General features: G+C 62.2%; 16 protein-coding genes and 1 pseudogene. 11 read left to right on the forward strand and 6 right to left on the reverse strand.

Annotation, left to right across the window (positions count from 1 at the left end; translation table 11 throughout):
- Positions 1 to 10 precede the first annotated feature (10 nt).
- Positions 11 to 865 carry a carboxylating nicotinate-nucleotide diphosphorylase gene (gene nadC / locus L1071_RS01880; protein ID WP_246968011.1) on the reverse strand — a complete coding sequence of 285 codons (855 nt, stop codon included), beginning with the start codon at positions 863 to 865 and terminating at the stop codon, positions 11 to 13.
- 168 nt (positions 866 to 1,033) lie between these two features.
- Here nadC and ampD point away from each other — a divergent pair, with 168 nt between their 5' ends.
- The 7 genes from ampD (at position 1,034) to L1071_RS01915 (ending at position 10,270) form a co-directional block, all read left to right on the forward strand.
- On the forward strand, positions 1,034 to 1,624 hold the full coding sequence (gene ampD, locus L1071_RS01885; RefSeq protein WP_246968014.1) for a 1,6-anhydro-N-acetylmuramyl-L-alanine amidase AmpD: 591 nt from the start codon (positions 1,034 to 1,036) through the stop codon (positions 1,622 to 1,624).
- Between the two features lie 298 nt (positions 1,625 to 1,922).
- The gene (gene aceE, locus L1071_RS01890) at positions 1,923 to 4,613 is read left to right on the forward strand and encodes a pyruvate dehydrogenase (acetyl-transferring), homodimeric type (RefSeq protein WP_246968017.1); all 2,691 of its coding nucleotides are present in this window, start codon (positions 1,923 to 1,925) and stop codon (positions 4,611 to 4,613) included.
- A 156-nt stretch (positions 4,614 to 4,769) separates the two neighbouring features.
- The gene (gene aceF, locus L1071_RS01895) at positions 4,770 to 6,839 is read left to right on the forward strand and encodes a dihydrolipoyllysine-residue acetyltransferase (protein WP_246968020.1); all 2,070 of its coding nucleotides are present in this window, start codon (positions 4,770 to 4,772) and stop codon (positions 6,837 to 6,839) included.
- A gap of 292 nt (positions 6,840 to 7,131) precedes the next feature.
- Complete coding sequence (adk, locus tag L1071_RS01900; RefSeq protein ID WP_246968024.1) at positions 7,132 to 7,788, forward strand: adenylate kinase; 657 nt, start codon at positions 7,132 to 7,134, stop codon at positions 7,786 to 7,788.
- 144 nt (positions 7,789 to 7,932) lie between these two features.
- The gene (tsaB, locus tag L1071_RS01905; protein ID WP_246968027.1) at positions 7,933 to 8,619 is read left to right on the forward strand and encodes a tRNA (adenosine(37)-N6)-threonylcarbamoyltransferase complex dimerization subunit type 1 TsaB; all 687 of its coding nucleotides are present in this window, start codon (positions 7,933 to 7,935) and stop codon (positions 8,617 to 8,619) included.
- An 86-nt stretch (positions 8,620 to 8,705) separates the two neighbouring features.
- On the forward strand, positions 8,706 to 9,503 hold the full coding sequence (locus L1071_RS01910; protein ID WP_246968030.1) for an undecaprenyl-diphosphate phosphatase: 798 nt from the start codon (positions 8,706 to 8,708) through the stop codon (positions 9,501 to 9,503).
- Entirely contained in the window at positions 9,500 to 10,270 is a 771-nt protein-coding gene (locus L1071_RS01915; protein ID WP_246968033.1) for a class I SAM-dependent methyltransferase, read from the forward strand. The genes L1071_RS01910 and L1071_RS01915 overlap by 4 nt, the downstream gene beginning before the upstream one ends.
- A gap of 24 nt (positions 10,271 to 10,294) precedes the next feature.
- Here the strand turns inward: L1071_RS01915 and plsB are convergent, their stop codons facing one another.
- Entirely contained in the window at positions 10,295 to 12,730 is a 2,436-nt protein-coding gene (gene plsB / locus L1071_RS01920; protein WP_246968036.1) for a glycerol-3-phosphate 1-O-acyltransferase PlsB, read from the reverse strand.
- Positions 12,731 to 12,874: 144 nt separating this feature from the next.
- Between plsB and L1071_RS01925 the strand changes: the two genes are divergently transcribed.
- Entirely contained in the window at positions 12,875 to 13,987 is a 1,113-nt protein-coding gene (locus L1071_RS01925; RefSeq protein ID WP_246968038.1) for a phospholipase D-like domain-containing protein, read from the forward strand.
- An 8-nt stretch (positions 13,988 to 13,995) separates the two neighbouring features.
- On the opposite strand, the gene L1071_RS01930 is transcribed toward L1071_RS01925, so the two are convergent.
- Positions 13,996 to 14,646, reverse strand: a complete 651-nt coding sequence (locus L1071_RS01930) for a UPF0149 family protein (RefSeq protein WP_246968041.1) — start codon at positions 14,644 to 14,646, stop codon at positions 13,996 to 13,998.
- Between the two features lie 72 nt (positions 14,647 to 14,718).
- Between L1071_RS01930 and L1071_RS01935 the strand changes: the two genes are divergently transcribed.
- The 3 genes from L1071_RS01935 to L1071_RS01945 all read left to right on the forward strand — a co-directional run bounded on the left by L1071_RS01935 (position 14,719) and on the right by L1071_RS01945 (position 18,285).
- On the forward strand, positions 14,719 to 15,261 hold the full coding sequence (locus L1071_RS01935; RefSeq protein ID WP_246968043.1) for a SprT family zinc-dependent metalloprotease: 543 nt from the start codon (positions 14,719 to 14,721) through the stop codon (positions 15,259 to 15,261).
- Between the two features lie 152 nt (positions 15,262 to 15,413).
- A complete protein-coding gene (gene acs, locus L1071_RS01940; protein ID WP_246968045.1) occupies positions 15,414 to 17,363 on the forward strand; it encodes an acetate--CoA ligase in 1,950 nt (649 codons plus the stop codon).
- Positions 17,364 to 17,622: 259 nt separating this feature from the next.
- Positions 17,623 to 18,285 (forward strand): response regulator, encoded by a 663-nt coding sequence (locus L1071_RS01945; protein WP_246968047.1) that lies wholly within the window; start codon positions 17,623 to 17,625, stop codon positions 18,283 to 18,285.
- 122 nt (positions 18,286 to 18,407) lie between these two features.
- Here L1071_RS01945 and mntR read toward each other — a convergent pair.
- From mntR to L1071_RS01960, 3 genes and pseudogenes are all read right to left on the reverse strand, one after another.
- Positions 18,408 to 18,830 (reverse strand): annotated as a pseudogene (gene mntR / locus L1071_RS01950) (manganese-binding transcriptional regulator MntR); the annotation flags it as partial.
- A 10-nt stretch (positions 18,831 to 18,840) separates the two neighbouring features.
- Positions 18,841 to 20,121, reverse strand: coding sequence for an Nramp family divalent metal transporter (locus L1071_RS01955; RefSeq protein ID WP_246968051.1), 1,281 nt, complete (start codon positions 20,119 to 20,121; stop codon positions 18,841 to 18,843).
- 140 nt (positions 20,122 to 20,261) lie between these two features.
- On the reverse strand, positions 20,262 to 24,212 hold the full coding sequence (locus L1071_RS01960; protein ID WP_246968053.1) for a hybrid sensor histidine kinase/response regulator: 3,951 nt from the start codon (positions 24,210 to 24,212) through the stop codon (positions 20,262 to 20,264).
- Positions 24,213 to 24,235: the final 23 nt, after the last annotated feature.

Here is a 24,235-nt window from a genome sequence, read left to right on the forward strand (position 1 = left end):
GGGCGAGGGGCTAGCGTGTTTCGGTACGCACGACGCGCATCGACAGGTCGACGGCTTTGACGTCTTTTGTCAGCTCACCGATGGAGATGCAGTCGACCCCGGTTTTGGCGATATCGCGCAGGGTGGCCTCGCTGACATTGCCGGAGGCCTCCAGGCGGCTGCGTCCGGCTGTGCGTGTGACTGCCTCGCGCAGTGTCTCGAGATCGAAGTTGTCGAGCATGATGGTATCCGCGCCGGCGCAGAGCGCGGCATCCAACTCGTCGAGGGTCTCGACTTCCACTTCCACCGGCAGATCGCTGGCGATACGACGCGCGGCGGTGATGGCCTCGGCAATGCCGCCGCAGGCGGTGATATGATTTTCCTTGATCAGGAAGGCATCGTGCAGCCCGAGGCGGTGGTTATGGCCGCCGCCGCAGGTGACGGCGTATTTCTGCGCCAAGCGCAGGCCGGGTAGGGTCTTGCGAGTATCCAGTAGCGCCACGCCGGTATCGGCGACCCGTGCCATGTAATCGCGCGTGCGTGTCGCCGTGCCCGAAAGTGTCTGGAGTAGATTGAGGGCTGCGCGCTCGCCGGTCATCAGGCTGCGTGCGGGGCCTTCCAGTTCGAGAATGGTTTCCTCGGGCGCCAGAGCGTCGCCATCGGCAGCATGCCAATGGAGCTTGACGCTGGGGTCGAGGCGCCGGTAAAGCTCATCGACCCAGGCGACACCGCAGAGTACCGCGTTCTCACGGGTCACGACGCGTGCCCAGGCCCACTGCTTGGCAGGAATCAGTTGCGCGGTGATGTCGCCGGGGCCAACATCTTCGGCCAGCAGGCGGGCGGCACTGGTGCGGATATCCTCCGCGAGCGCTTCGCGATATTGCATGTCGGGCGCCTTCCTTTGATATGCGACAATATGTGCAGTATATCGGGATCACGGCGATCCGGTCAGGGGGGCGCTGGTCATCCGAGCGCGTCCCGAAGAGTACGTCTTGAGAAGTACGTCTTGAGAGGTACGTCTCGAGAAGTACGTCCCGAAAAGACAGGAGCAGGCATGCGGGTCGACAATCACTGGCTCACCACGGCGCGGCACGTCGTTTCGCCCAATCACAATGCACGTCCCGAGGATGAAGTCTCGGCACTGGTACTGCATTCCATCAGCCTGCCGCCGGGGTGCTTCGGGGGTGAGGATATCGAGCGCTTGTTCACCAATCGTCTCGACCCCGCCGCGCATCCTTACTTTGCCACGATTCACGCCTTGCGGGTCTCGGCGCATGTGCTGATTCGCCGCGACGGCGAGGCGGTGCAGTTCGTGGGCTTCGATCGACGCGCCTGGCATGCCGGTCGCTCGCGCTGGTGGGATGGCCAGCGTGAACGTCGTGAACTCAACGACTTCAGTATCGGCATCGAGCTGGAAGGCGATGAAATTCACGCTTATCGCGATGCGCAGTATCAATGCTTGGCCCGCGTGTTCCAGGCATTGCATGAGTATTATCCTGCCTTGAATCTGGGGCGTGTGACTAGTCACGCGCATATCGCGCCGCTGCGTAAGACCGACCCGGGGCCGGCTTTTGACTGGGCCTATTTTTGCCGTTGTCTCAAGGAGGTGGCGGGCACGGCTTCCAGGTGCACGGCATGCATGTAAATGCACTACATCGTGTAAACTTTTGTCGTAGCCCTGCGATATGGCCTAAGCGGGCATGGGCAATAAACATTTTGCAGGTCGCTTGCGGCCTATCGAATTGGCAGCAGACAGCGTTTGCGGTATCGTCGTGGCCTGAATTCGTGCGTCTTGCACGCCCCGCTGTAAGGAAATTACAGAAAGTTTTCCCCGGAGACACGGCCCACAGAAGGTCGCGCCCGCACTGAAGAGCGCCACAGGCCCCATCGCGATGCGTAGACGGGCCATGACCGACATACAATCTTCATTCGGAGAGACGTCTATGAGTCTGGAGGCAAGAAACGATCTCGATCCGATCGAAACCACGGAATGGCTGGATTCCTTGGCCTCGGTCATCGAGCATGAGGGCGAAGAGCGCGCTCGGTATATCATGAGCCGCTTGGCGGATCGTCTGCGTCGCGATGGCTCTTCTCCCCCCTTTTCCGGGACCACGCCGCATCGCAATACCATTCCGGTGCATCGTGAAGCCAAGATGCCCGGTGATATGTTCATCGAGCGCAAGATTCGTTCGGCCATCCGCTGGAACGCGATGGTTCAGGTATTGCGCGCCAACAAGAAGCACAAGGGCCTGGGCGGTCACATTGCCAGTTATCAGTCCAGTGCCACGCTTTATGAAGTTGGTTTCAACCACTTCTTCCGTGCTGATAACGGTGATCACAAGGGCGACCTGCTGTATATCCAGGGGCACGTCACGCCGGGTATCTACGCGCGTTCGTTCCTCGAAGGGCGCCTGACACAGGAGCAGATGGATAACTTCCGCCAGGAAGTCGACGGCGAGTCGCTGCCGTCCTATCCGCACCCCTACCTGATGCCGGAGTACTGGCAGTTCCCCACGGTCTCCATGGGCCTGGGACCGATCCAGGCGATCTATCAGGCTCACGTGATGAAGTACCTGCATTCGCGTGAGCTTGAGGACATGCAGGACCGCAAGGTCTGGGCCTTCCTCGGCGATGGCGAATGCGACGAACCGGAATCCCTGGGTGCGCTGCACCTGGCGAGCCGCGAGAAGCTCGATAACCTGATCTTCGTCATCAATTGCAACCTGCAGCGTCTCGACGGCCCGGTGCGCGGCAACTCGCGCGTCATCGACGAGCTCGAAGGCGTCTTCCGCGGTGCCGGTTGGAACGTGATCAAGGTCGTCTGGGGCGGCCAGTGGGACCCGCTGTTTGAGCAGGACACCAAAGGCATGCTGCAAAAACGCATGGATGAGGCGGTCGACGGCGAGTATCAGAACTACAAGGCCCAGGGTGGCAAGTACACCCGTGAGCACTTCTTCGGCAAGTACGATGAAACCGCAGAGATGGTCAAGGACTACTCCGACGAGCAGATCTTCCGTCTCAATCGCGGCGGTCACGATCCACAGAAGGTCTACGCGGCCTACCATGAAGCGGTCAACAATGCTGGCAATGGCCCCACCGTGATCCTGGCGCATACCGTCAAAGGCTACGGCATGGGCGGCGGCAGCGGCGAAGCCGACATGGAAGCTCACCAGATCAAGTCGATGGATACCGAAGCGCTCAAGAAGTTTCGCGATCGTTTCGGTGTGCCGATCTCCGACGAGCAGATCGAAAGCGGTGACATCCCGTACTACAAGCCCGACGACGACAGCCCGGAGATGAAGTACCTGCATCTCCAGCGCGAGAAGCTCGGCGGCTTCTTGCCGGCGCGCAAGAACGACTTCGAGGCGCTCGAGATTCCCGGGCTCGATGACAAGATGTTCGCCAGCCAGCTCAAGGGCTCCGGCGACCGCGAAGTGTCCAGCACCATGTCCTTCGTGCGTGTACTCAACGGCCTGGTCAAGAACAAGCAGTTGGGCTCGCGCGTGGTGCCGATCATTCCCGACGAAGCGCGTACCTTCGGGATGGAAGGCATGTTCCGCCAGTTGGGTATCTACGCCGCCGAAGGGCAGAAGTACGAGCCCATGGATGCCGGCCAGATCATGTACTACCGCGAGGACCAGAAGGGTCAGATCCTCGAGGAAGGCATCACCGAAGCCGGTTCCATCTCCGCGTGGATCGCGGCGGCGACGGCTTACGCCAACCACCACCTGCCGCTGATTCCGTTCTACGTCTACTACTCGATGTTCGGCTATCAGCGCGTCGGTGACCTGATCTGGGCGGCCGGCGATCTACAGGCGCGCGGCTTCATGATCGGCGGTACCGCCGGACGCACGACTATCAACGGCGAAGGGCTTCAGCACCAGGATGGCCACAGCCATATCCTGATGTCGACCGTGCCGTCGTGCCGTGCCTACGACCCGTGCTATGGCCACGAGGTCGCGGTGATTCTGCAGGATGGCCTGAAGCGCATGTTCCACGACAAGGAAAACTGCTTCTACTATCTGACCGTGATGAACGAGAACTACCCGCACCCGGAAATGCCGGAGGGCAGCGAGGAAGGCATCGTTCGTGGCATGTACCTGCTTCAGGAAGGCAAGAAGGATGGTCGCAAGAAGCAGCCACGCGTGCAGCTCATGGGCAGCGGCACGATTCTGCGCGAAGTCGAGGCCGCTGCCGAGATGCTGGCGAACGAGCACGACGTCGTCGCCGACGTGTGGAGCGTGACCAGCTTCAACGAGCTACGCCGCGAAGCGCTCGAATACGACCGGTTGCAGTTCCTCGACTACGATGAAAAGCGTGAGCAGCCGTGGGTGTCACAGCAACTCAGCGGTGTCGAAGGGCCGGTCATTGCGTCGACCGACTACATGAAGCTCTACGCCGATCAGATTCGTGCTTGGGTGCCGAGTGATTTCCATGTGCTGGGGACCGATGGTTTCGGGCGTTCCGACACGCGTGAAGCGCTGCGTCGTTTCTTCGAGGTCGATCGCTACTACGTAACCATTCAGGCGCTGCGCGCGCTGGCCAGCCGCGGTGAGATCGACGCCAAGGTCGTCAATGATGCCATGAAGAAATATGGCATTGACCCCGCCAAGCCCAGCCCGCTGGTGTCTTGAGCCCCGTTGGTGTCTTGGACCCAAGGGTCCCATCGAGGTGCCACCGCCGCTTAGATGCGGTGGTGGCTGTGGCCAGATTGCCTGGTCTGGTCGTATTGCCCGAGCGCGATGTTTCGCCGGGACGACCAGACTGCCAGATTGGAAAGGAGCGCGACCTTGAGTAGCGAAATCATCAAAGTTCCCGATATCGGCGGTAGTGAAGGCGTCGAGATCATCGAGGTGGCGGTGTCCGAAGGTGATGTCATCGCCGCCGAAGACACCATGATCACGCTGGAGTCCGACAAGGCCAGCATGGATGTCCCGGCGCCCAAGGGCGGCAAGGTCGTCAAGGTGCTGGTCAAGGAAGGCGATAGCGTCTCCGAGGGCGACGATGTCCTCGAGCTCGAAGCCGAAGGTGGCGACGACGGTCAGGACGATAGCGACGCTGACCGGCCCTCTCAGGACGATGTCAAGTCTCAGGACGATGCCAAGTCGAAGGATAAGGACGAAGCCGAGCCCGAGAAGGCTGCGCCGAAGAAGTCGTCCGGTGGCGGTAAGCGCACTGTCGAGGTCAAAGTACCGGATATCGGCGGCAGCGAAGGCGTCGAGATCATCGAAGTCGCGGTCGGTGAAGGCGACGAAGTCAGCGCGGAAGACCCACTGATCACGCTGGAATCCGACAAGGCCTCCATGGACGTGCCGAGTCCCTACAGCGGCAAACTCGTCTCGCTGGCGGTCAAGGAGGGCGACACTGTCTCCGAAGGTGACCTGATCGGCAGCATGGAGATCGCCGGCGAAGGTGACGACGCAGACGACGATACCGACGAAGCCCGGGCGGAAGGCGATTCCGAGAGTGCCGAGTCGGACGCGGGTGCCGAGGATCAAGACGCCGAAGACGAGACGCAAGAAGACGCCGACGAGGGTGGCCGCCAGGAACTCCGCGTTCCGGATATCGGCGGTAGCGAAGGCGTGCCGATCATCGAGCTGGCGATCAGCGAAGGCGACGAGATCAGCAAGGAAGACACGCTGATCACGCTGGAATCCGACAAGGCCTCCATGGACGTGCCCAGCCCCTACAAGGGCAAAGTCGTCGAGGTCTCGGTCAAGGAAGGCGACAGCGTCTCCGAGGGCGACCTGATCGGCTATATTGACGTGGAGGGTGCCAAGAAGCCGGCCAAGAAAGCCGATGCCGGCAAGGCGGATCAGAAGGCCGATGCCGGTCAGCAAAAAGCCAGCGCTGCCACGTCCGCGTCGTCTGCCAAGCAGCCCATGGGCGAGCCGAGCCCCGAGGCGCGTCACAAGCAAGGCGACGACAAGACGGCGGGTTCTCGTGTCCATGCCGGTCCCGCGGTGCGCATGCTGGCGCGCGAACTGGGCGTCGACCTGGCACAGGTCACGCCCACCGGGCCCAAGCAGCGCGTGCTGAAGGAAGACGTGCAGGGTTACGTCAAGAACGCCCTTCAGCAGCGCTCCAGCGGCGCTGAAAAAGGCGCTGCGCCGAGTGGCGGTGCGGGCATTCCGGCGGTGCCGGACATCGACTTCAGCCAGTTCGGCGAGGTCGAGGAAAAGTCCATGGGCCGTCTGATGAAAGCGGGCGCGGCCAACTTGCACCGCAGTTGGCTCAACGTGCCGCACGTCACGCAATTCGACGAGGCGGACATTACCGAGCTGGAAGCCTTCCGCAAGTCGATGAAGGACGAGGCCGCCCAGCAGGACGCCAAGCTCACGCCGCTGCCGTTCATGATCAAGGCCTGCGCCTACGCCTTGCAGAAATTCCCGCAGTTCAACGTCAGCCTGAAGAGCGACGGCGAAACGCTGGTGCAGAAGCACTACGTGCACATCGGCATCGCCGTGGATACGCCGGACGGCCTGATGGTCCCGGTGATCCGCAACGCCGATCAGAAATCGCTGATCGACCTGGCCAAGGAATCGGTCGAACTGGCCGGCAAGGCGCAATCGAAGAAGCTCAAGCGCGAAGAGATGACCGGTGGCTGTTTCACCATCTCCAGCCTGGGCTCCATCGGCGGCACCGCCTTCACGCCCATCGTCAATGCTCCGGAAGTCGCCATCCTCGGCGTTTCCAAGGCGCAGACGAAGCCGGTGTGGGATGGCGCCGAGTTCGCGCCGCGGCTGATGATGCCGTTGTCGTTGTCCTACGACCACCGTGCGGTCAACGGCGCCGACGCGGCACGCTTCACGGCCTTCCTGGCCCAGGCGCTGAGTGATATTCGCCGTCTGCTGATGTGACCCAAGCGCATCTACGATGTGACCAAAGCGGCCCTCTTGAGGGCCGCTTTTTTAATGTCACGACAAACAGAGCAGGCTGTGGCGCGCGACGAAAGTGCAACGCTTCAGGCAAGTCCATGAAAAAAGGCGAATTATGGCGCTTTGAGCAGGGCGAACCCAGGGCGGGCGTGCTTGTGCCGTTCGAGCCGTGCAGGTATCGTCATGGGCCATTCCCACGGCGATGGCGTGTGCTTCATGGAGCATGCCATGGCTGACAACGAACATGTGATGACTCGTTCAAGGAGTACTATCGATGCGTTTGATCTTGTTGGGCGCCCCGGGCGCAGGCAAGGGTACCCAGGCCCAATTCATCTGCGAGCATTTCGACATTCCGCAGATATCCACCGGTGACATGTTGCGCACGGCGGTCAAGGAGGAGAGTGAACTGGGTCTCAAGGTCAAGGAGATCATGAACAGCGGCGGTCTGGTGTCCGATGACATCATCATCTCGTTGGTCAAGGAACGTATCGCTCAGCCCGATTGCGCCAACGGTTTCCTGTTCGATGGTTTCCCGCGCACGATCCCTCAGGCCGATGCCATGAAAGATGCCAGCGTCAAGCTCGACCATGTGCTGGAAGTCGCCGTGGACGACGAGGAAATCGTCAAGCGCCTGGCCGGTCGTCGGGTGCATCCGGGCTCGGGGCGTGTCTATCACGTCGAGTATCAGCCGCCCCAGGAAGAGGGCAAGGATGACGTGACCGGTGAAGCGATCGTGCTGCGCGACGACGATCAGGAAGCCACCGTGCGCAACCGCCTGTCCGTCTACCATGAGCAGACCGAGCCGCTGGTGAAGTATTACCAAGAATGGGCGCAGCAAGATCCGCAAAGTGCGCCTGCCTACCACCGCGTGGAAGGCACCGGTAGCGTCGAGTCGATCCGCGAGCAGGTGCTGACGGCGCTCGAGGGATAAGTTTCTCTTCCTGCCGCGCGGCGTCCCTGGCGCCGCGCAATAACGACCTGCGTCAAGCAATGCGTCAGACGGTTCGTCGGGCGTTTTGCCAATGCTTGATGGCACGTTTATAGTGCGGGCTCACCCGTAGCCCGATGATCGCCGATGCCCACTCTGTTGGCCCTGGATGCCTCTACTAGCGCCTGTTCCTGCGCCCTGTGGCGCGATGGCCATGTGATTTCCCGCTATCGTGACGCCCCGCGTCAACACACCCACCTCTTGATGCCGATGGTCGACGACGTGCTGGCCGAGGCGTGCGTGGCGCTCGCTGATCTCGATGCGTTGGTATACGGCCGTGGGCCGGGCTCGTTTACCGGCTTGCGTATCGCCGCCGGGACGGCGCAGGGACTGGCGTTTGCACTCGAGTGTCCCTTGATCGGCGTGTCCACCTTGGAAGCCCTGGCGCTTTCCGCGCATCGGCGCCTCCACGCGCGCTATGTCGTGGCGGCAATGGACGCGCGCATGGACGAGGTCTATGCCGCGGCCTATCGCTGTCACGATGGCGTGCTCGAGCCGCTCATGGCGGAGGCCGTGTTGGCGCCGGAACGCCTGCGCCTGCCCGCGGCATTCCACGATGTCGACTGGGTGGGCATTGGTTCGGGCTGGAACTTACGCGAGCGCATGCCCGTTGAAGTGCAGTCGGCGCTCGGCCAGTGCCTGAGCGAGCCGCAACCGGCCGCCGAGGACATGGTCCATCTGGCCGTACAGGCCTGGAAGTCGGGCGAACGTCCGTCGCCCGACGCAGCGGTGCCGGTGTATTTGCGCAATGAGATAGCGTGGCAGCGCGGCTAAGCGTTTCTTAAGCCCTCGAGAATAATAATGGCGTGTTCGCACGCTCGTACGCAGCGTCATGCTTTTCGTTGCTTCAAGGACATCTCATGGATTGGTTGCACGTCGTTGCGCTGGCCGTCATTCAGGGTCTCACTGAATTTCTACCCATTTCGTCATCCGCTCACCTGATTCTCCCTTCGCAGTTGCTGGGCTGGCCCGATCAGGGCTTGGCCTTCGATGTCGCCGTGCATGTCGGCTCGCTGGGGGCTGTGTTGTTCGCGTTTCGCCATGAAGTCTGGCGCATTCTTCATGCCTGGTGTACCCAATTCGGCGAGCGTGGACCAACCCCGGAAAGTCGCCTGGGGTGGGCGATCATCATCGCCACCATCCCGGCGGTGGTCGTTGGCCTGTTGATTGAAGACTGGATCGAGAGTGCGGGACGCGCGGTGCTGGTCATTGCCACGACGACGATCCTTTTCGGGGTGCTGCTGGGTGTGGCCGACAAGCGCGGCAGCCGCGTGAAGTCGCTCGAGACCCTGACCCTGAAGACCGCGTTGCTGATCGGCCTGGCGCAAGCCATTGCACTGATTCCCGGCACGTCGCGCTCGGGTATCACCATGACGGCAGCGCTGATGCTCGGCTTTACCCGGCAGGCCTCGGCGCGTTTCTCGTTCTTGCTGTCGATCCCGCTGATTCTCGCCGCCGGCTCACTCAAGGGTATCGAGCTCGTCGAAGCGGGCGGGGACGTGGCCTGGGGCACGCTCATCGCGGGCACGTTGATGTCGTTCATCGCGGCGTGGCTGTGTATCAAGCTGTTCCTGGCCGCACTGGATCGTATTGGTATGCTGCCGTTCGTCATCTACCGTCTGATCCTGGGGGTCGTACTGCTGGTGTGGGCGGTATGAGCGAAAGCGTCGCGGCCATCGGTGAGCCGCTACGTGCGCTGGCCGCGCGTCTGGGGATGCCCTGGGAATCCGAGGCGGATGCCGATGCCGCCTTGCAGTTGACCATGCGTGCCGATGGCCTGGCGCTGTCGGGCAATGCGCGCCACTATGGCGCGCCGATTCGGGTCGATTTTACCGCTGGCAAAGTCGCGCACCGGCGCCGCTTCGGCGGCGGACGTGGACAGTTGATTGCCAAGGCATGCGGTCTGGCGCACGGCGTGACGCCGAGCATCGTCGATGCCACGGCGGGACTGGGGCGCGATGCCTTCGTGCTGGCGAGTCTCGGTGCCGACGTGTTGTTGATCGAGCGCGTGGTGGCGATCTACGCTCTGCTCGAGGATGGCGTGCGGCGCGCCCGAGTGGATGACGAGGCCGCCGAGATCGTGGCGCGTATGCGGGTGGCGCATGGTGATGCCGCGCGTGAACTGGCAACCCTAGTGGCGCGTCACGATGTTGCGCCGCAGGTGGTACATCTCGATCCCATGTTTCCACACCGTGACAAGAGTGCGCTGGTCAAGAAAGAGATGCGTATCTTCCGCGAGTTGGCCGGCGACGATGACGACGCGCCACGCTTGCTGGAAGCCGCTCTGAAGGTCGCTACGCACCGGGTAGTGGTCAAGCGCCCCCGCCGCGCGCCGCCGCTCGATGGCCCCGCGCCCGATCACGTGCTCGAGGGCAAGACCAGTCGCTATGATCTCTATGTGCATCGCAGCCTGAAACCCGCATGACGGCAATCTACCCGAGTCGGGTGATTACGATGGCTGGCGATGCACCAGTTGAGTCAAGCGGTGGCGCAGGCTGGGATCGAAAAGCGCCCGGCCGCGCCGCTGGGCATTTTCGAGCGGGGTGTCATAGCACAGCTTGTCGTTTTCCTGCCATAACCAGCCCTGCGCCTCGAGGGTATCGAGCAAGCCGCTGAAGAGACGTTTATCGAAGAACTCCGGCGCATTGAGCCCGGAGAGCAGGGTGAGACGTTCAGCCAACTGACGGCTTTGTTCCTCCAGCGCCTCGCGGGTCAGGGTGCCGCTTCCCTCGCGCAGCAGCACGGCCAACAGCAGATAACCACGCTCCAGGGTCGGTTGTACCAGCCGCCCCAACAGGCGCAGGTGTTCGCTACTGGCCAGGTGCCCCGCTGGGCGCTCCCAGCCATGATCGGTCTCGAGTAGTAGATCTTCCGACGCGAGTGCCGCCAGGGCGCGCTCCAGACGCGGCGCGAAGGCCTCCAAGGGGAGGTGAAATTCATGCGCGAGCACCGGCCAAGCGGGGCCCAGCAGTGTGAGCAGCTCCTCGGTGCCAAAGCGCGCATTATGCCGATACGCGAAGGCGACCAGCGCCATGTCGATGAACAGGTGCAAGACGTTGTTGCGATACCAGGTCAACAAGGTGGCCTGTTCCGGCGTGGCGAGCACGAGTTCGCCGAGTGCCTGCGGGCGGCATTCGATGAACCCCAATTGAGCGGTATGAGCGATCCAGTCACGTGGCTCGCCGTCGGGCAGGGTAATGCGCTCGCCACCCGGGAGATGCCGTCTCAGGTCCACCAGCAAGCGCATGTGGCGCTCGAGCAGGTCGGCCTCGATGGCGTGGTGCGAATTGGCCAGCAGCCCCAGGGCGACCAGCGAGACCGGCGTGATGGCGGCTGCGCCATTGATGCGCTGGGCCAGGGTGGACCCCAGTGCGGGCACGGCCTGGTTCAGCCAGTCGGGGCGCGTCTGGCGGCGGTTGTCTCGCCAATCGGGGACCTGGCGGTCGAGAAACTCGCTGAGCATGAGCGGTTCGCCGACATTCACCGTGACATGCCCGTACGACTGGCGCAGGCGACGCACGATGCGCAACAGATCGAAGGGCGATTCCTTCTTCTTGTGCCCGCCGCGCAATTCCTTGAGGTAGCTACCGCTTTCCAGCACTTTCTCGTAGCCGACGTAGACCGGCACGAAGGCGACCTCGCGGCGAGGGTCGCGGGCGAAGGAACGCAGGGTCATGGCGAGCATGCCCGGGCGCGGTGCCAGCATCCGCCCAGTGCGCGAGCGTCCGCCTTCGAGGAAGTACTCCAGCGGATGGCCGCGCGAGATCAGACGATGCACGTATTCGTTGAACACCGCCGCGTAGAGGCGGTTGTCACGAAAGCTGCGGCGCAGGAAGAAGGCCCCGCCACGGCGTAGCAACGCGCCGACCACCGGCATGTCGAGGTTACGGCCCGCCGCGATGTGCGGCGGCATCAATCCCTCGCGAAATAGTGCGTAGGACAACAACAGGTAGTCGATATGGCTGCGATGACAGGGCACGTAGATCAACTCGTGATCGCCGGCCAGCGCCTTGACGTCGTCGAGTCCATTGACGGTGACGCCGTCGTAGAGGCGATTCCAGAGCCGGCGCAGTAGCTGGTAGAGGAAGCGCAGCACCGGGTATGAGGTGTTGGAGGCGATCTCGCGGCCATAGCGCAGCGCGCGGCGGGTTTCACGCTCAGGGCTGGTGCCACGGGCGGTGGCCGCATCAAAGATCGCCTGGCGGACTTGTGGGCTGTCGACCACGCCGCGGATCAGCGTGTTGCGGTGCGAAAGATCGGGCCCCAGTACGCGGGCGCGTACACGACGAAAGTGAACGCGCAGCACGCGGGCCGTCTTGCGCTGGGCGACCGGCAGCGGACGTGTCTCGACCAAGGTGCGTAGTTGCAGCGGGGCGCCGATATGCACCTGCACGTGCTTGCCGTTGATCGCTATCGACAAGAGTCGGCGCAGACGTCCGCTCCACTGCCAGCTATCCGCGGCGAGCAGTTTCCAGAAGCCGAAGTCCTTACCCGGGGCGCGCCCCCAGAACACGCTGACCGGCACGAGCTGGATGTCCCGCCCGGGGTCGGCGGCTAGCTGTGCCAGTAAGGTATCGAGGTGCGGCGAGCGTCGTCCGTGTACCCGCGTCAGCCCGCGGCTGAGCCGGGGCAGGGCGATACAGGTGGGAAGGCGTGTTTCGCCGAGCACAACGCTGCCTCGGGCGCTGGGCAAGCCCTCGCGGCGGGTTATCAACTCGAGTGCCAGTCTGTCCGAGAAGGTCGGATGCGGCAGCACGTAAATCGTTGGCTGCGTGGCATCGAGCGCGGGCTGCTGCGCTTCGACATGATGGTAGTCGAGCCAGCGGTCGAGCAGCGTGCGGCACAGGGCGCGCAAGGGAGTGAGGAGCGTGCGTAGAACAGCCATCCATTAGCCTTGAAGGAACGCAATGAAGCAGTATAGCCAGTCAGGCCGGGTAGGCCCAAGGCGGGTGCTTTTCAGCGACGTTGCAAACGTGCGTCAATGACGCATGCCCGAGCCGCTGCGCAGGCGGCGAAACAAGGAGACACCATGCGCGGACGTTGGCAGGTAGGCAACCGTTTCACCTTGTTGCCGGAAGGCAAGCGTTTTCTTCCCGCCTTGTTTTCAGCCATCGATAAAGCGCATACCACGCTTTATCTCGAACTCTATCTGATGGAATCAGGAACGCTTGCCACGCGGGTGATCGATGCCTTGTGTGCGGCGGCTGGGCGGGGTGTCACGGTGTTGTTGCTGCTCGATGGCTACGGTTCGATGAAGCTCGCGCATGCGGACCGCGAGCGCTTGCGCGAGGCCGGCGTGGCGCTGCGCTTCTTCAATCCGCTGGCCTGGCATCGGTTGGGAAAGAATCTGTCGCGCGATCATCGCAAGCTGCTGATCGTCGACGAGCAGCTGGCTTTTACCGGTGGTTTCGGCGCCGTCGATGCCTTTATCGAGGCGTGGTATGAAGTCGCCGTACGCATCGAGGGACCGGTCGTCGCGGATTGGGTCGGCCTGTTCGCGCAGCTTTGGGAGTCGCCCTTGACGCGTCGCAAGGCGGCGCCGCGTCACTGGCCGCCTCTGGCCCCCATCGCACCACTCACGGCGGATATGCACGGGCGGATGATCAGCGGGCGTGGGCATCGTTACCAGGCGATCCGGCATTCGTTGCATCAGCGTATCGCCACCGCCGAGCGGCGATTGTGGCTGTGCACGCCCTATTTCGTGCCGACTTTCAGCCTGCGCTGGCGCTTGATCCGCGCGGCGCGTCTGGGCCTTGACGTGCGCCTATTGCTGCCGGGGTCGCGCCACGACCATCCGGGCATTCGCTATGCCGGGCAACGTTTCTACGCGCGACTGTTGCGGGCCGGGGTACGCATCTACGAGTTCCAGCCGACCTTCATTCACGCCAAGTTCGTGCTGGTCGACGATTGGTCGTCGATCGGCTCGTGCAACTTCGACCACTGGAGTCTGCAGTGGAACCTGGAGGCCAACCAGGAAGTTGAGGACGCCGGTTTCGCCCGCGACGTGGCGGCCCTGTTCGAGCGCAATTTCGCCGCCAGCGAGGAGATCGATTGGGATCAGTGGCGCCATCGTCCATGGACTCAGCGCTGTCGTGAGTGGGTTTTCGGCACCCTTAACGGGTGGATGACGCGGCTGCGCTGAGCACGCGCCTAGCCGCGATCCTTGCTGCCCGGACGCCCGGCGGGCTTCTTCTTGCGCGGCGTAGGCTTGGGTTTTTCCTCGGGGACGCGGTAATGCAGATAAATATCGAGGATCAGCTCGGGAAGCTGCTTGACGAGCGCTTCTGCGCGGGTGCCGTCAGCGATCAATTCGTGCATGTCGGGTTCGTCGTCGAATAGCCCCGATAGAGCCATGAAGGGCAGTAGCAGCTCGGCGACTCGGGCTTCGTCGTGCTCGAACCAGGCGACTTCATTGAGAAACACGCCTTCCATGAAGCCCGCACACCAATCGCCGATGGGCGTTTCTTCCGGCGAGATGTCGCCGAGCTCAAGATCGAACGGCAATTCGGGCAGGTGACCGTGCTCGAGGGCCTCGATGGCGTTTTGCTTGAGCGTTTCGCAGAGGCCGAGGATCTGCTCGCGTTGCGTGGCGTCGGTGAACTGCGGCTCGCCATGGTAAAGCTCGGCGACCCAGGTCGTGGCCGGTGTCTCGATCGGCGCGATCGCCAGGGCGACGAGGAAGCCGTGCGTGCCGATGAGATCGAGCGCCTCAGGGTCGACCTGGTCGGATTCCAGAAAATCGTCGAGGGCCTCGAGCGCTGCGTCGTCGAGCAATGGCATGGGGGGCGACGTCTCGGACATGATGAGCCTCTTGCAGTGGAGCGGTCGGTGAGTGGTGGACGCCTGTCGCGTTGCGCGGCATTCTAGCATCCTATGATGTCTGTCACCTTGCCCACGCCCGATAACGATTGGTTAATGTCTCTTGACGAGCCGGCGCTCCACGAGGCGCTACATGCGCGCGTCGAAGCAGCCTGGTACGTCGCCCGCGATGTCCATCCCACCTTGCCGCGTCCCCGCGTGTGGCTGGACCTGCGTGGCAAGGGGGCCGGCCAGGCGCACTTCACCCGCGGTGGCCTGCGTTTCAATCCGGTGCTGCTGCGCGAGAATCGCCAGGCGTTTATGGAAGACGTCGTGCCGCATGAGATGGCGCATTGGCTAGTCTTTCATCTCGAGGGGCCGCCAGCGCGTCCACATGGCCACGAATGGCGTACCGTCATGCAGAAGCTCTACGGTTTGCCGCCACGTACCACGCATCGTTTCGATGTCGCGCGTGCCAGTCCCGCACCGTATTGCTACCGTTGTGGTTGTGCCACCGAGCATCGATTTTCCGCGCGTCGTCATTCGCTGGCACAGCGCGGCACGACCTATCATTGCCGACAATGTCGACAGCGCTTGCGCTTCGTCGCGAAAAAGTGATGTAACTCAATGAATTAAAAAGGAAAAATGGTAATACCAAGGTCTAATAGGGAGTCAGGGGGGCTAGGGGTATATGCTGGGTAGTATTCTTGGACGGTCACGTTGGTAACCGTGTGGCCGATCATCCATTTCTCGACCTTTGAGAGGCAGCCATGACCGAACAGCAGAAAGTCTACCCGGTGGCGGAGGATTTCGCCGCCAATGCCTGGGCGGATGACGAGACGTATTTGAGCCTCTATCAGCGCTCGGTCGACGATCCCGAAGGCTTCTGGGCGGAACAGGCCGAGTCTCTGGATTGGTTCAAGGCGCCGACCAAGATCAAGAACACCTCATTCGCCGCCTCCAACGTGGATATTCGCTGGTTCGAGGATGGCGAGCTCAACGCTGCCTACAACTGTCTCGATCGCCATCTCGAGACGCGTGGCGATCAGCCGGCGATCATCTGGGAAGGCGATGACCCGGGGCAAGACAAGACCATCACCTACCGCGAGCTGCATGCCGAAGTGTGTCGCTTGAGCAACGCGCTCAAGGAAATGGGTGTCACCAAGGGGGATACTGTCACCCTTTACATGCCAATGATCCCTGAGGCATCGGTGGCGATGCTGGCGTGTGCGCGTATCGGGGCGGTGCACTCGGTGGTCTTCGGCGGCTTCTCGCCGGATGCCTTGGCACAGCGTGTGGTCGATGCCCAATCACGTGTGGTGATCACCGCCGACGAGTCGGTGCGCGGTGGCAAGCATGTGCCGCTCAAGGACAACGTCGACGCCGCGATGACCCGTGACGGCACCGAAATCGTCGACAAGGTACTGGTCGTGCGCCGTACCGGCGGCGAGATCGAATGGCACGACGACCGTGACGTCTGGTATCACGAGTGGGTCGAGCGCCAGTCCAGCGAATGCCCGGCGGAGAAAATGAACGCTGAGGATGCGCTGTTCATTCTCTATACCTCCGGCTCTACTGGGCGTCCCAAGGGGCTCAAGCACACCACCGGGGGCTATCTGCTCTATGCGGCGCTGACGCATCGCTATGTGTTTGACTACCACGAGGGTGAAGTGTACTGGTGCAGCGCCGATGTGGGCTGGGTCACCGGACATAGCTACATCGTCTATGGGCCGCTGGCCAACGGTGCGACCACGTTGATGTTCGAGGGCGTGCCGAGCTATCCCACGCACGGGCGTCTCGGCGAGATCATCGACAAGCATCAGGTGTCGATCCTTTACACCTCGCCGACCGCCATCCGCGCGTTGATGGCGCATGGTGAGAACATCATGGACTCTAGCCAGCGTGACAGTCTGCGTGTGCTGGGGTCGGTGGGTGAGCCGATCAATCCTCAAGCTTGGAGTTGGTTCCACAGTGTGATCGGCAATTCGCGCTGCCCGATCGTCGATACCTGGTGGCAGACCGAAACTGGCGGCATCATGATCACACCGCTGCCGGGGGCCACCGACCTCAAGCCGGGCTCTGCCACGCGGCCGTTCTTCGGCGTGCGTCCGGCGCTACTCGACAACGACGGCAATGTGCTCGAAGGCGCTACCTCGGGCAATCTGGTGCTCCTCGATTCCTGGCCCGGTCAGGCGCGGACCATCTGGAACGATCACGAACGTTTCGTGCAGACGTACTTCTCTCCTTATGAAGGCGTCTACTTTACCGGTGATGGCTGCCGTCGCGACGAGGATGGCTACTACTGGATCACCGGCCGCATCGATGACGTGCTCAATGTCTCCGGGCACCGCATGGGTACTGCCGAGATCGAATCCTCGCTGGTGGCACATAGTGCCGTGGCCGAAGCCGCTGTGGTGGGATACCCCCACGATATCAAGGGACAGGGCATCTACATTTATGTCACCCTGAGCGACGATGCCGAACCCAGCGAAGAGTTGCGCAAGGAATTGACGCAATGGGTGCGCAAGGATATCGGCCCGATTGCGACGCCGGATGTCATTCAGTGGGCGCCGGGTCTGCCGAAGACCCGTTCCGGCAAGATCATGCGGCGTATCCTGCGTAAGATCGCCGCCAACGAGTGCGAGGGCTTGGGTGACACCAGTACGCTGGCTGACCCGAGCGTGGTCGATGAGTTGATCGAGCATCGCGCCAATCGTTGATACGTGTTGGGGAGGGTATCCAGCGTCGGTTCGTTCGACACGGGGCGGCACGCCAGCTCGCCTCGGGTGCCCGCCCGACTTTCGCCGGCCGATGGCCGGCTTTTTCGTGCCACCAGGAACGTTCGGGGGTGCGTCGACGGAAGGCTTGGGTATTGTCTACAGCATGGGGTAACATGCTGAAAACAAGAAGTGAACCTGATGCTTGCCGATGACAATCGCGGCACGACCGTTCGCTCCAGGGGGATCCGGAGGAGACACAATGGCTTTTGCCCAGAAATTCATCGTCGCCGATGACCACCCGCTATTTCGTGCCGCGCTCAACCAGGCGTTGCGCCAAGTAGCGCCACAGGCGGAGATCGTCGAAGCCGATACCATGGAGGCGACCACCGACATGGTGATGCGTCATCCTGATGCCGACCTTATCTTGCTCGACTTGCACATGCCGGGTGCGCATGGCTTTTCGGGGCTGATTCAGTTGCGCGGTCAGTCGCCCGAGGTGCCCGTGGTCGTCATTTCGGGCAGCGAGGAGCCGCCGGTGGTGCGTCGGGCCATCGACTACGGTGCGTCGGGCTTCATCCCCAAGTCCTCATCGCTGGATGTGATCGCCGAGGCGATCCGCCAAGTGCTCGAGGGAGAGGTCTGGTTGCCCGAGGAGATGGCCAAGGTTCTCGGAGAATCGAATGAAGATGAAGCGCGCTTCGCCGAGGCCATCGCTTCGCTGACACCGCAGCAGTTCCGGGTGCTCAACATGTTGAACGAAGGTTTGCTCAACAAACAGATCGCTTACGAACTCAATGTGTCCGAGGCGACCATCAAGGCGCACGTCACGGCGATTCTCCGCAAACTGGGCGTGCATTCGCGCACTCAGGCGGTCATCGCCGCGCAGAAACTCGAGGTCGAGCCGCCCAAGGTCGAGTCCTAGGCTGTCCTTGGCGGCATCATAAGAGGCCACGTGAGAGACAAGAAGCCGTTCCCGTCAGCATGGGAGCGGCTTCTTCGTATCTGCTATCTGCGTAGTGCGCGCTCAGGGCCATGCCAGGTGGTTTATGAAGGTGACTGGCGGTCCAGGAAATCGCGCATGGCGTTCACGGTTTCCTCACTGCAGTGATGCTCGATGCCCTCGGAGTCGGCACGCGCGACTTCCTCGGGCACGCCGAGCGCCCGCAAGGCATCGAGTACCACTCGGTGGCGTGCCATGACGCGCTTGGCGAGCGCGTCTCCCTCGTCGGTCAGGAAGATCCCGCGGTAGGGGCGAGCGACGGCAAGCCCGTCGCGTTTCAAGCGTGCAATGACTTTCGACACCGCCGCCGCGCTGACGCCGAAACACTCGGCCAGATCGCTGGCACGTGCTTCACCCAGCTGCGTATGCAGGTGCGCGATTTCCTCGACATAATCCTCGACCAGTTCGGTCTGATGATCCTGCCGGACGCGTTTGAAATATTCGTGCTTGGGCTGAGACTTCATGCAACCCCTGCTTTCAGTGTCCCGTGAGCGTAGAAAATAGCACGTACGCGTTGAGGGCGACGATCAACGTGCACACGATACCGCCTACCACGGTTACCGATCTGTGATTGACTAGGTTGCCCATGATACGGCGATTGGCGGTGAAAAAAAGCAGTGGTATGAGTGCGAACGGAATTCCAAAGCTGAGAATCACCTGACTGGCGACCAGGGCTTTCTGCTCGGACACGCCGAGCATGATGATCACCAGCGCCGGCAACATGGTCACTAGACGACGTAGCCAAAGGGGGATCGTGAAGGCCATGAAGCCTTGCATGATCACCTGCCCCGAGAGTGTACCGACGATGGACGATGACAGGCCAGCGAGCAGCAAGGCGGCGCCGAAGACATGGCTGGCCGTAACCTGGCCGAGCATCGGCGCCAGCAATTTATAGCTGTCACTGATGGTGGCGACATCAAGATGGCCATTGGCATTGAAGGCCGCCGCCGCCATGGCCAGCATGCTGAGATTGATCATGCCGGCAATGGCCATGCCGATGATGACATCGAGGCGGTAGTAACGCATCAAGCGCAATCGATGGGCGTCGTCCTTCACCTGAATCCGCTGCTGCGAGAGTGCCGAGTGCAGGTAGATGACATGCGGCATGATTGTGGCGCCGAGGATGCCCGCTGCCAGATAGAGCGAATAGCTATCCGGGAAGCCGGGGATCAGCAAACCTTCGAGCAGCGGCGTCGCTTCCGGCCGGCTGAGCATTAGCTCGAGGATGAATCCGCCCGCTACGGCGAGGATCATGGCGCCGATGATGATTTCCATGAGCCGGAAACCGTAACGGTAGAGATGCAGCGCCAGATAGGTGATCGCCCCGGTGAGCAATGCGCCTTCCATCAGCGATAGCCCAAACAGCAGATTGAAGGCCAGCGCCGCCCCCAGGAATTCGGCGAGATCGGTGGCGATGGCCACGACCTCTGCTTGTATCCAATAGCACCAGACCACAGGACGCGGATAGCGCGCGCGAATCACCTGGGGCAGGTTGCGCCCGGTGGCGAGCCCCAAGCGTGCCGACAGGGTCTGGATCAGCATGGCCATCAGGTTGGCGACGAGCACTACCCACAGCAGGGTATAGCCGTAGCGCGAACCCGCCTCGATGTTGGTGGCGAAGTTGCCGGGGTCGATATAAGCCACTGCCGCGATCAGTGCGGGGCCGAAGAAGGCTGTCCAGCCCCAGCGTCGGGACTTGCCGTTGAGGGTCGATGCGGCTTGTTCGCGGATCGCGCTGTCGGAAATCATACTCAGCATGGTAGCGACTCTAAGTTAACCATGGTTAATCGAATGTCTGAAGGTTAACTTAGAGACCTTGGCTTGACCAATAGCCGTTGTGCCAGGCGACGATTGAGTTTGACTATTAATTGCATCCGGTTGTCGTCGACCCCGACACGCTAGCGGTCCTGGCGAGCGGCGCGGTTGGCTTGCAAGGTGCGTGTCAATAGCGCTCGCAATGCAGCGGGGCGCACCGGCTTGAGCAGCAACTGGTAGCCATTGCGGCGAATCTCCTCGGCGACCTCGTCAGTACGGTCAGCGGTGATCACGATACCTGGAACGGGGCCCTCACAGAGTTCCTCGAGCGCTTCCAGGGCCATCAACCCGGTGACCTCGTTGTCCAGATGGTAGTCGGCGAGAATCGCCTCGGGGTCGCTCTCCAGGTGGCGCAACACCGACTTGGCGCCACCGATGGATGTAGCAGTGAAGACTTCGCATTCCCAGCCATCGAGCATCGCCTTCATGCCCTCGAGAATCAGTGTCTCGTTGTCGATGCACAGGATCCTGGCGCCTGCGAGTTTGTTGCCGGGACGCCGTGTGGGCGTATCCTCGTCGCTTTTCTCCTGCTGGTGTCCCTCGACCCGGGGCACCGAGACTGAGAACACGGTGCCGACGTTTTCCCACGAGCGAACCTTGATGGGATGCTCGAGCACTCGGCTCATGCGGTCGGCGATGGATAGCCCTAGGCCCAGCCCTTTCTCGCTTTCCTTGTGGCGCGAGGCTTGATCGAGGCGACGAAACTCTTGGAAGATTTCCGCCTGCTTGGCCTTGGGAATCCCCGGACCGGTATCCCATACCTCGATGCTCAGTTGATCGCCCTTGCGCCGACAACCCAGTAGCACACGCCCTTGCTGGGTATAGCGCAGTGCGTTGGAGAGGAAATTCTGCACGATGCGGCGCAGCATCTGGGCGTCGCTGTCCACCCAGGTGCCGGTGGCGACGACATCCAGGTCGAGCCCGCGATCCGTGGCCATGACTTCGAACTCGGCGCGCAGCGGGCGCAGGACGTCGGTCAGCGGGAACTGCGTGCGACGAGGTGTCAGGGCGCCGGCATCGAGTTTGGAGATGTCGAGCAACGTGCTCAAAAGCTCTTCGGCAGCCTGTAGCGAGTTGTCGATATGGCCGATGGTATGGCGCAGCTCGTCGGCCTCGACCTGCTGCCCCAGCGCCGAGGTGAACAGACGCGCGGCGTTGAGCGGTTGGAGCAGGTCATGGCTGGCGGCAGCCAGAAAACGTGTTTTCGAGGCGTTGGCCTCCTCGGCGACCTGCTTGGCTTGGCGCAGCGCCGACTCGGCCTCGGCGCGCACGCGGTTTTCCTGGCGCAGGGCCGCGTTGGCCTCCGACAGCGCCTGGGTCCGCTCGCGGACGCGTTCCTCGAGGTTTTCATTGGTCTCGCGCAGGGCTATTTCGGCCAGGCGGCGCTCGGTGATGTCCTGATAGAGGGCGAAGAACCCGAGCACGCTTTCACCTTCGCCGAAGTGGGGCGTATAGGTCACCAGCATGTAACGCACGCCGCCGTCGCCGTCGTCCTGGGAGATTTCGAAGCTCACTCGCTCGCCGGCCAGAACACGATGCATCCACGGCGAACGCTCGCGGATGACCTGGGCAGGCATGACGTGGTCGAAGCGTTCGCCGATCGCTTCGTTGCGGTCGATGCCCATCGCCGCTTCATAGGCACGGTTGGTGAAGAGGTAACGGCATTCCTTGTCGAAATAGGCGATCAGCGCCGGCACATTGTCGGTGTAGATGCGAATGTTGTTTTCGGAGCGGATCAACGCCTCTTCGGTGCGTTTTTGCTGGGTAATGTCCTGATAGGTGTAGACGAAGCCGCCGCCGGGCATGGGATTGCCCTGGACCTCGAGCACGGTGCCATCCTGGCGATAACGCACATAGCGATGCGGTTGCCCCTGGCGAATGTTATCCATCAAGAGCTCGACGTGCTCCTCGGGGTCGCCGGGGCCGTATTCGCCGTTATGCGCGTTGTAGCGCAGGATCTTGTCGAATGGCGCGTTGACCCGGATCAAGCTGTCGGGGAAGCGAAACAGCTCTAGGTAACGCTGGTTCCAGACCACCAGGCGCGCGTTCTGATCGATCACGCTGATGCCCTGGTTGATGTTCTCGATGGTCGCCTGCAGCAGAGCGCGGTTGAACTCCAGCACCTGCGAGGCTTCGTCGACGATGGAGATGACATCGGAAATACCGATGCCGCGCCCTTGCAGCGCCGAATTGACCACGATGCGGGCCGAGGACGCCCCGAGTACCGACGACAATAACCGTTCGGTGAACTGGATGACGTCGATCGAGGCGCGGGTATTGTCGTCCACGGACTGGCCGCCACGCCGGGAGTAGTCCTCGAAGGCGCGCTGTACCTGGCCGGTACCCAGGAAGCGCTCGCAGAGGACCTTGAGATCGCCCACCGTGGTGGCGCCGGTCCAGGGGCGGTTGACCGAGGTCTGTCGGGTTTCGACGCTATCCACGAACAGCGAGGCCTGGATGCGTTCGACGACGCGTTGCGGGGTGATCTGCGAGACGAAGATGTAGCCGAACAGGTTGAGCCCCAAGGACAACATGACGCCGTGAGTGAAGCTATCACCGACGTTGAGCCCGAACAGGTGCGTGGGTGCCAGCCAGTCGAGCCCCAAGGGGCCGCTGGTCAGCCAGGTCACCGGCAGCAATTCGGCCTGCACCAGCGCCGGCAGCAGCAGTGTGTAGGCCCACACCGCGAAACCGACGTTCATGCCGGCGATGACACCGAGACGGTTGCCACGCTTCCAGTAAAGCCCGCCCAGCAAGGCGGGCGCGAACTGGGCGGCCGCCGCGAACGACAGCATGCCCGTCGAGGCCAGGGTGCTGTATTCGGCGATCAGGCGATAAAAGATATAGGCCAGCAGCAGGATGACGACGATGGTCGCGCGTCGTGCACGGAGTACCAGTTTGGCGTAGTCGCCTTCGGTGACGAACCAGCGTAGACGGAACAACAGCGGGATGATGATCTCGTTGGAGATCATGATCGATACCGCCACAGCCGCCATGATGACCATGCCGGTGGCCGCCGAGAGTCCGCCGATGAAGGTGAGTAGCCCCAGCCATTCACTGCCGCCGGCCATGGGCAGCGCAAGCATGAAGGTGTCGGGATTGACGTCGCCCTCGGGGAATATCGTCAGCCCCGCCGCCGCGATGGGCAGCACGAAGAAACCGATGGCGGCTAGATACAGCGGGAATAGCCAGCGGGCGCGCTTGGCGTCGTCAGCGTGGGTGTTTTCGACCACGGCGAGGTGGAACTGGCGGGGCAGACAGAAGATGGCCAGCATCGCGAGAAGCGTCTGTGCCCAGAAGCCGCGGCCGAAATCCTGCTCGGTCAGTTGGCGCTGCAGTTCCAGATAGGTATCGGCGCGGCCGAACAGGTCGCCGAGGCCGTCGAACATACCCCAAGTGACATAGGCACCGAGCACCAGAAACGCCAGTAGCTTGACCACCGATTCGAAGGCGATGGCGTGAATCAGGCCCTCATGATGCTCGGTGGCATCGGTATGTCGCGTTCCGAAGAGAATCGCGAACAACGCCATGACGGCGGCGATATAGAAGGCCGTATCGCCGAACACAGGCGCGCGGGTCAGGTCGGCGCTGTCGGTCAATACGGTGAATGCCGAGGCCACGGCCTTCAGCTGCAAGGCGATGTAGGGCAGCGTGCCGATCAAGGCCACCAGGCTGGCGAATGCCGCCAACGACTGGGTCTTGCCGTAGCGCGAGGCGATGAAGTCGGCGATCGAGGTGACGTTCTGGCGTTTGGCGACGCGGATCATCTTGGCCAGCACGGGCCAGAACAGCAAGAAGGTCAGGATCGGGCCGAAAAAGATGCTGGCGAAGGACCAGCCCGACGTGGCAGCCTCGCCGACGGCACCATAGAACGTCCACGACGTACAGTAGACGGCCAGCGCGAGGCTGTAGACGATGGGGCGTCGCCTGCCCGGTCCATGGCGCTTGGCCTGGCTGTCGCCCCGCCAGGCGATGGCAAACAATACGGCGATGTAGATCAGCGATACGACGATCAGTAGCCAGCCAGCAAACATGCTCTCTCCCCTATGTCTGCGGC

The organism is Chromohalobacter sarecensis (genome assembly GCF_023061135.1).
Classification (GTDB): Bacteria; Pseudomonadota; Gammaproteobacteria; order Pseudomonadales; family Halomonadaceae; genus Chromohalobacter; species Chromohalobacter sarecensis.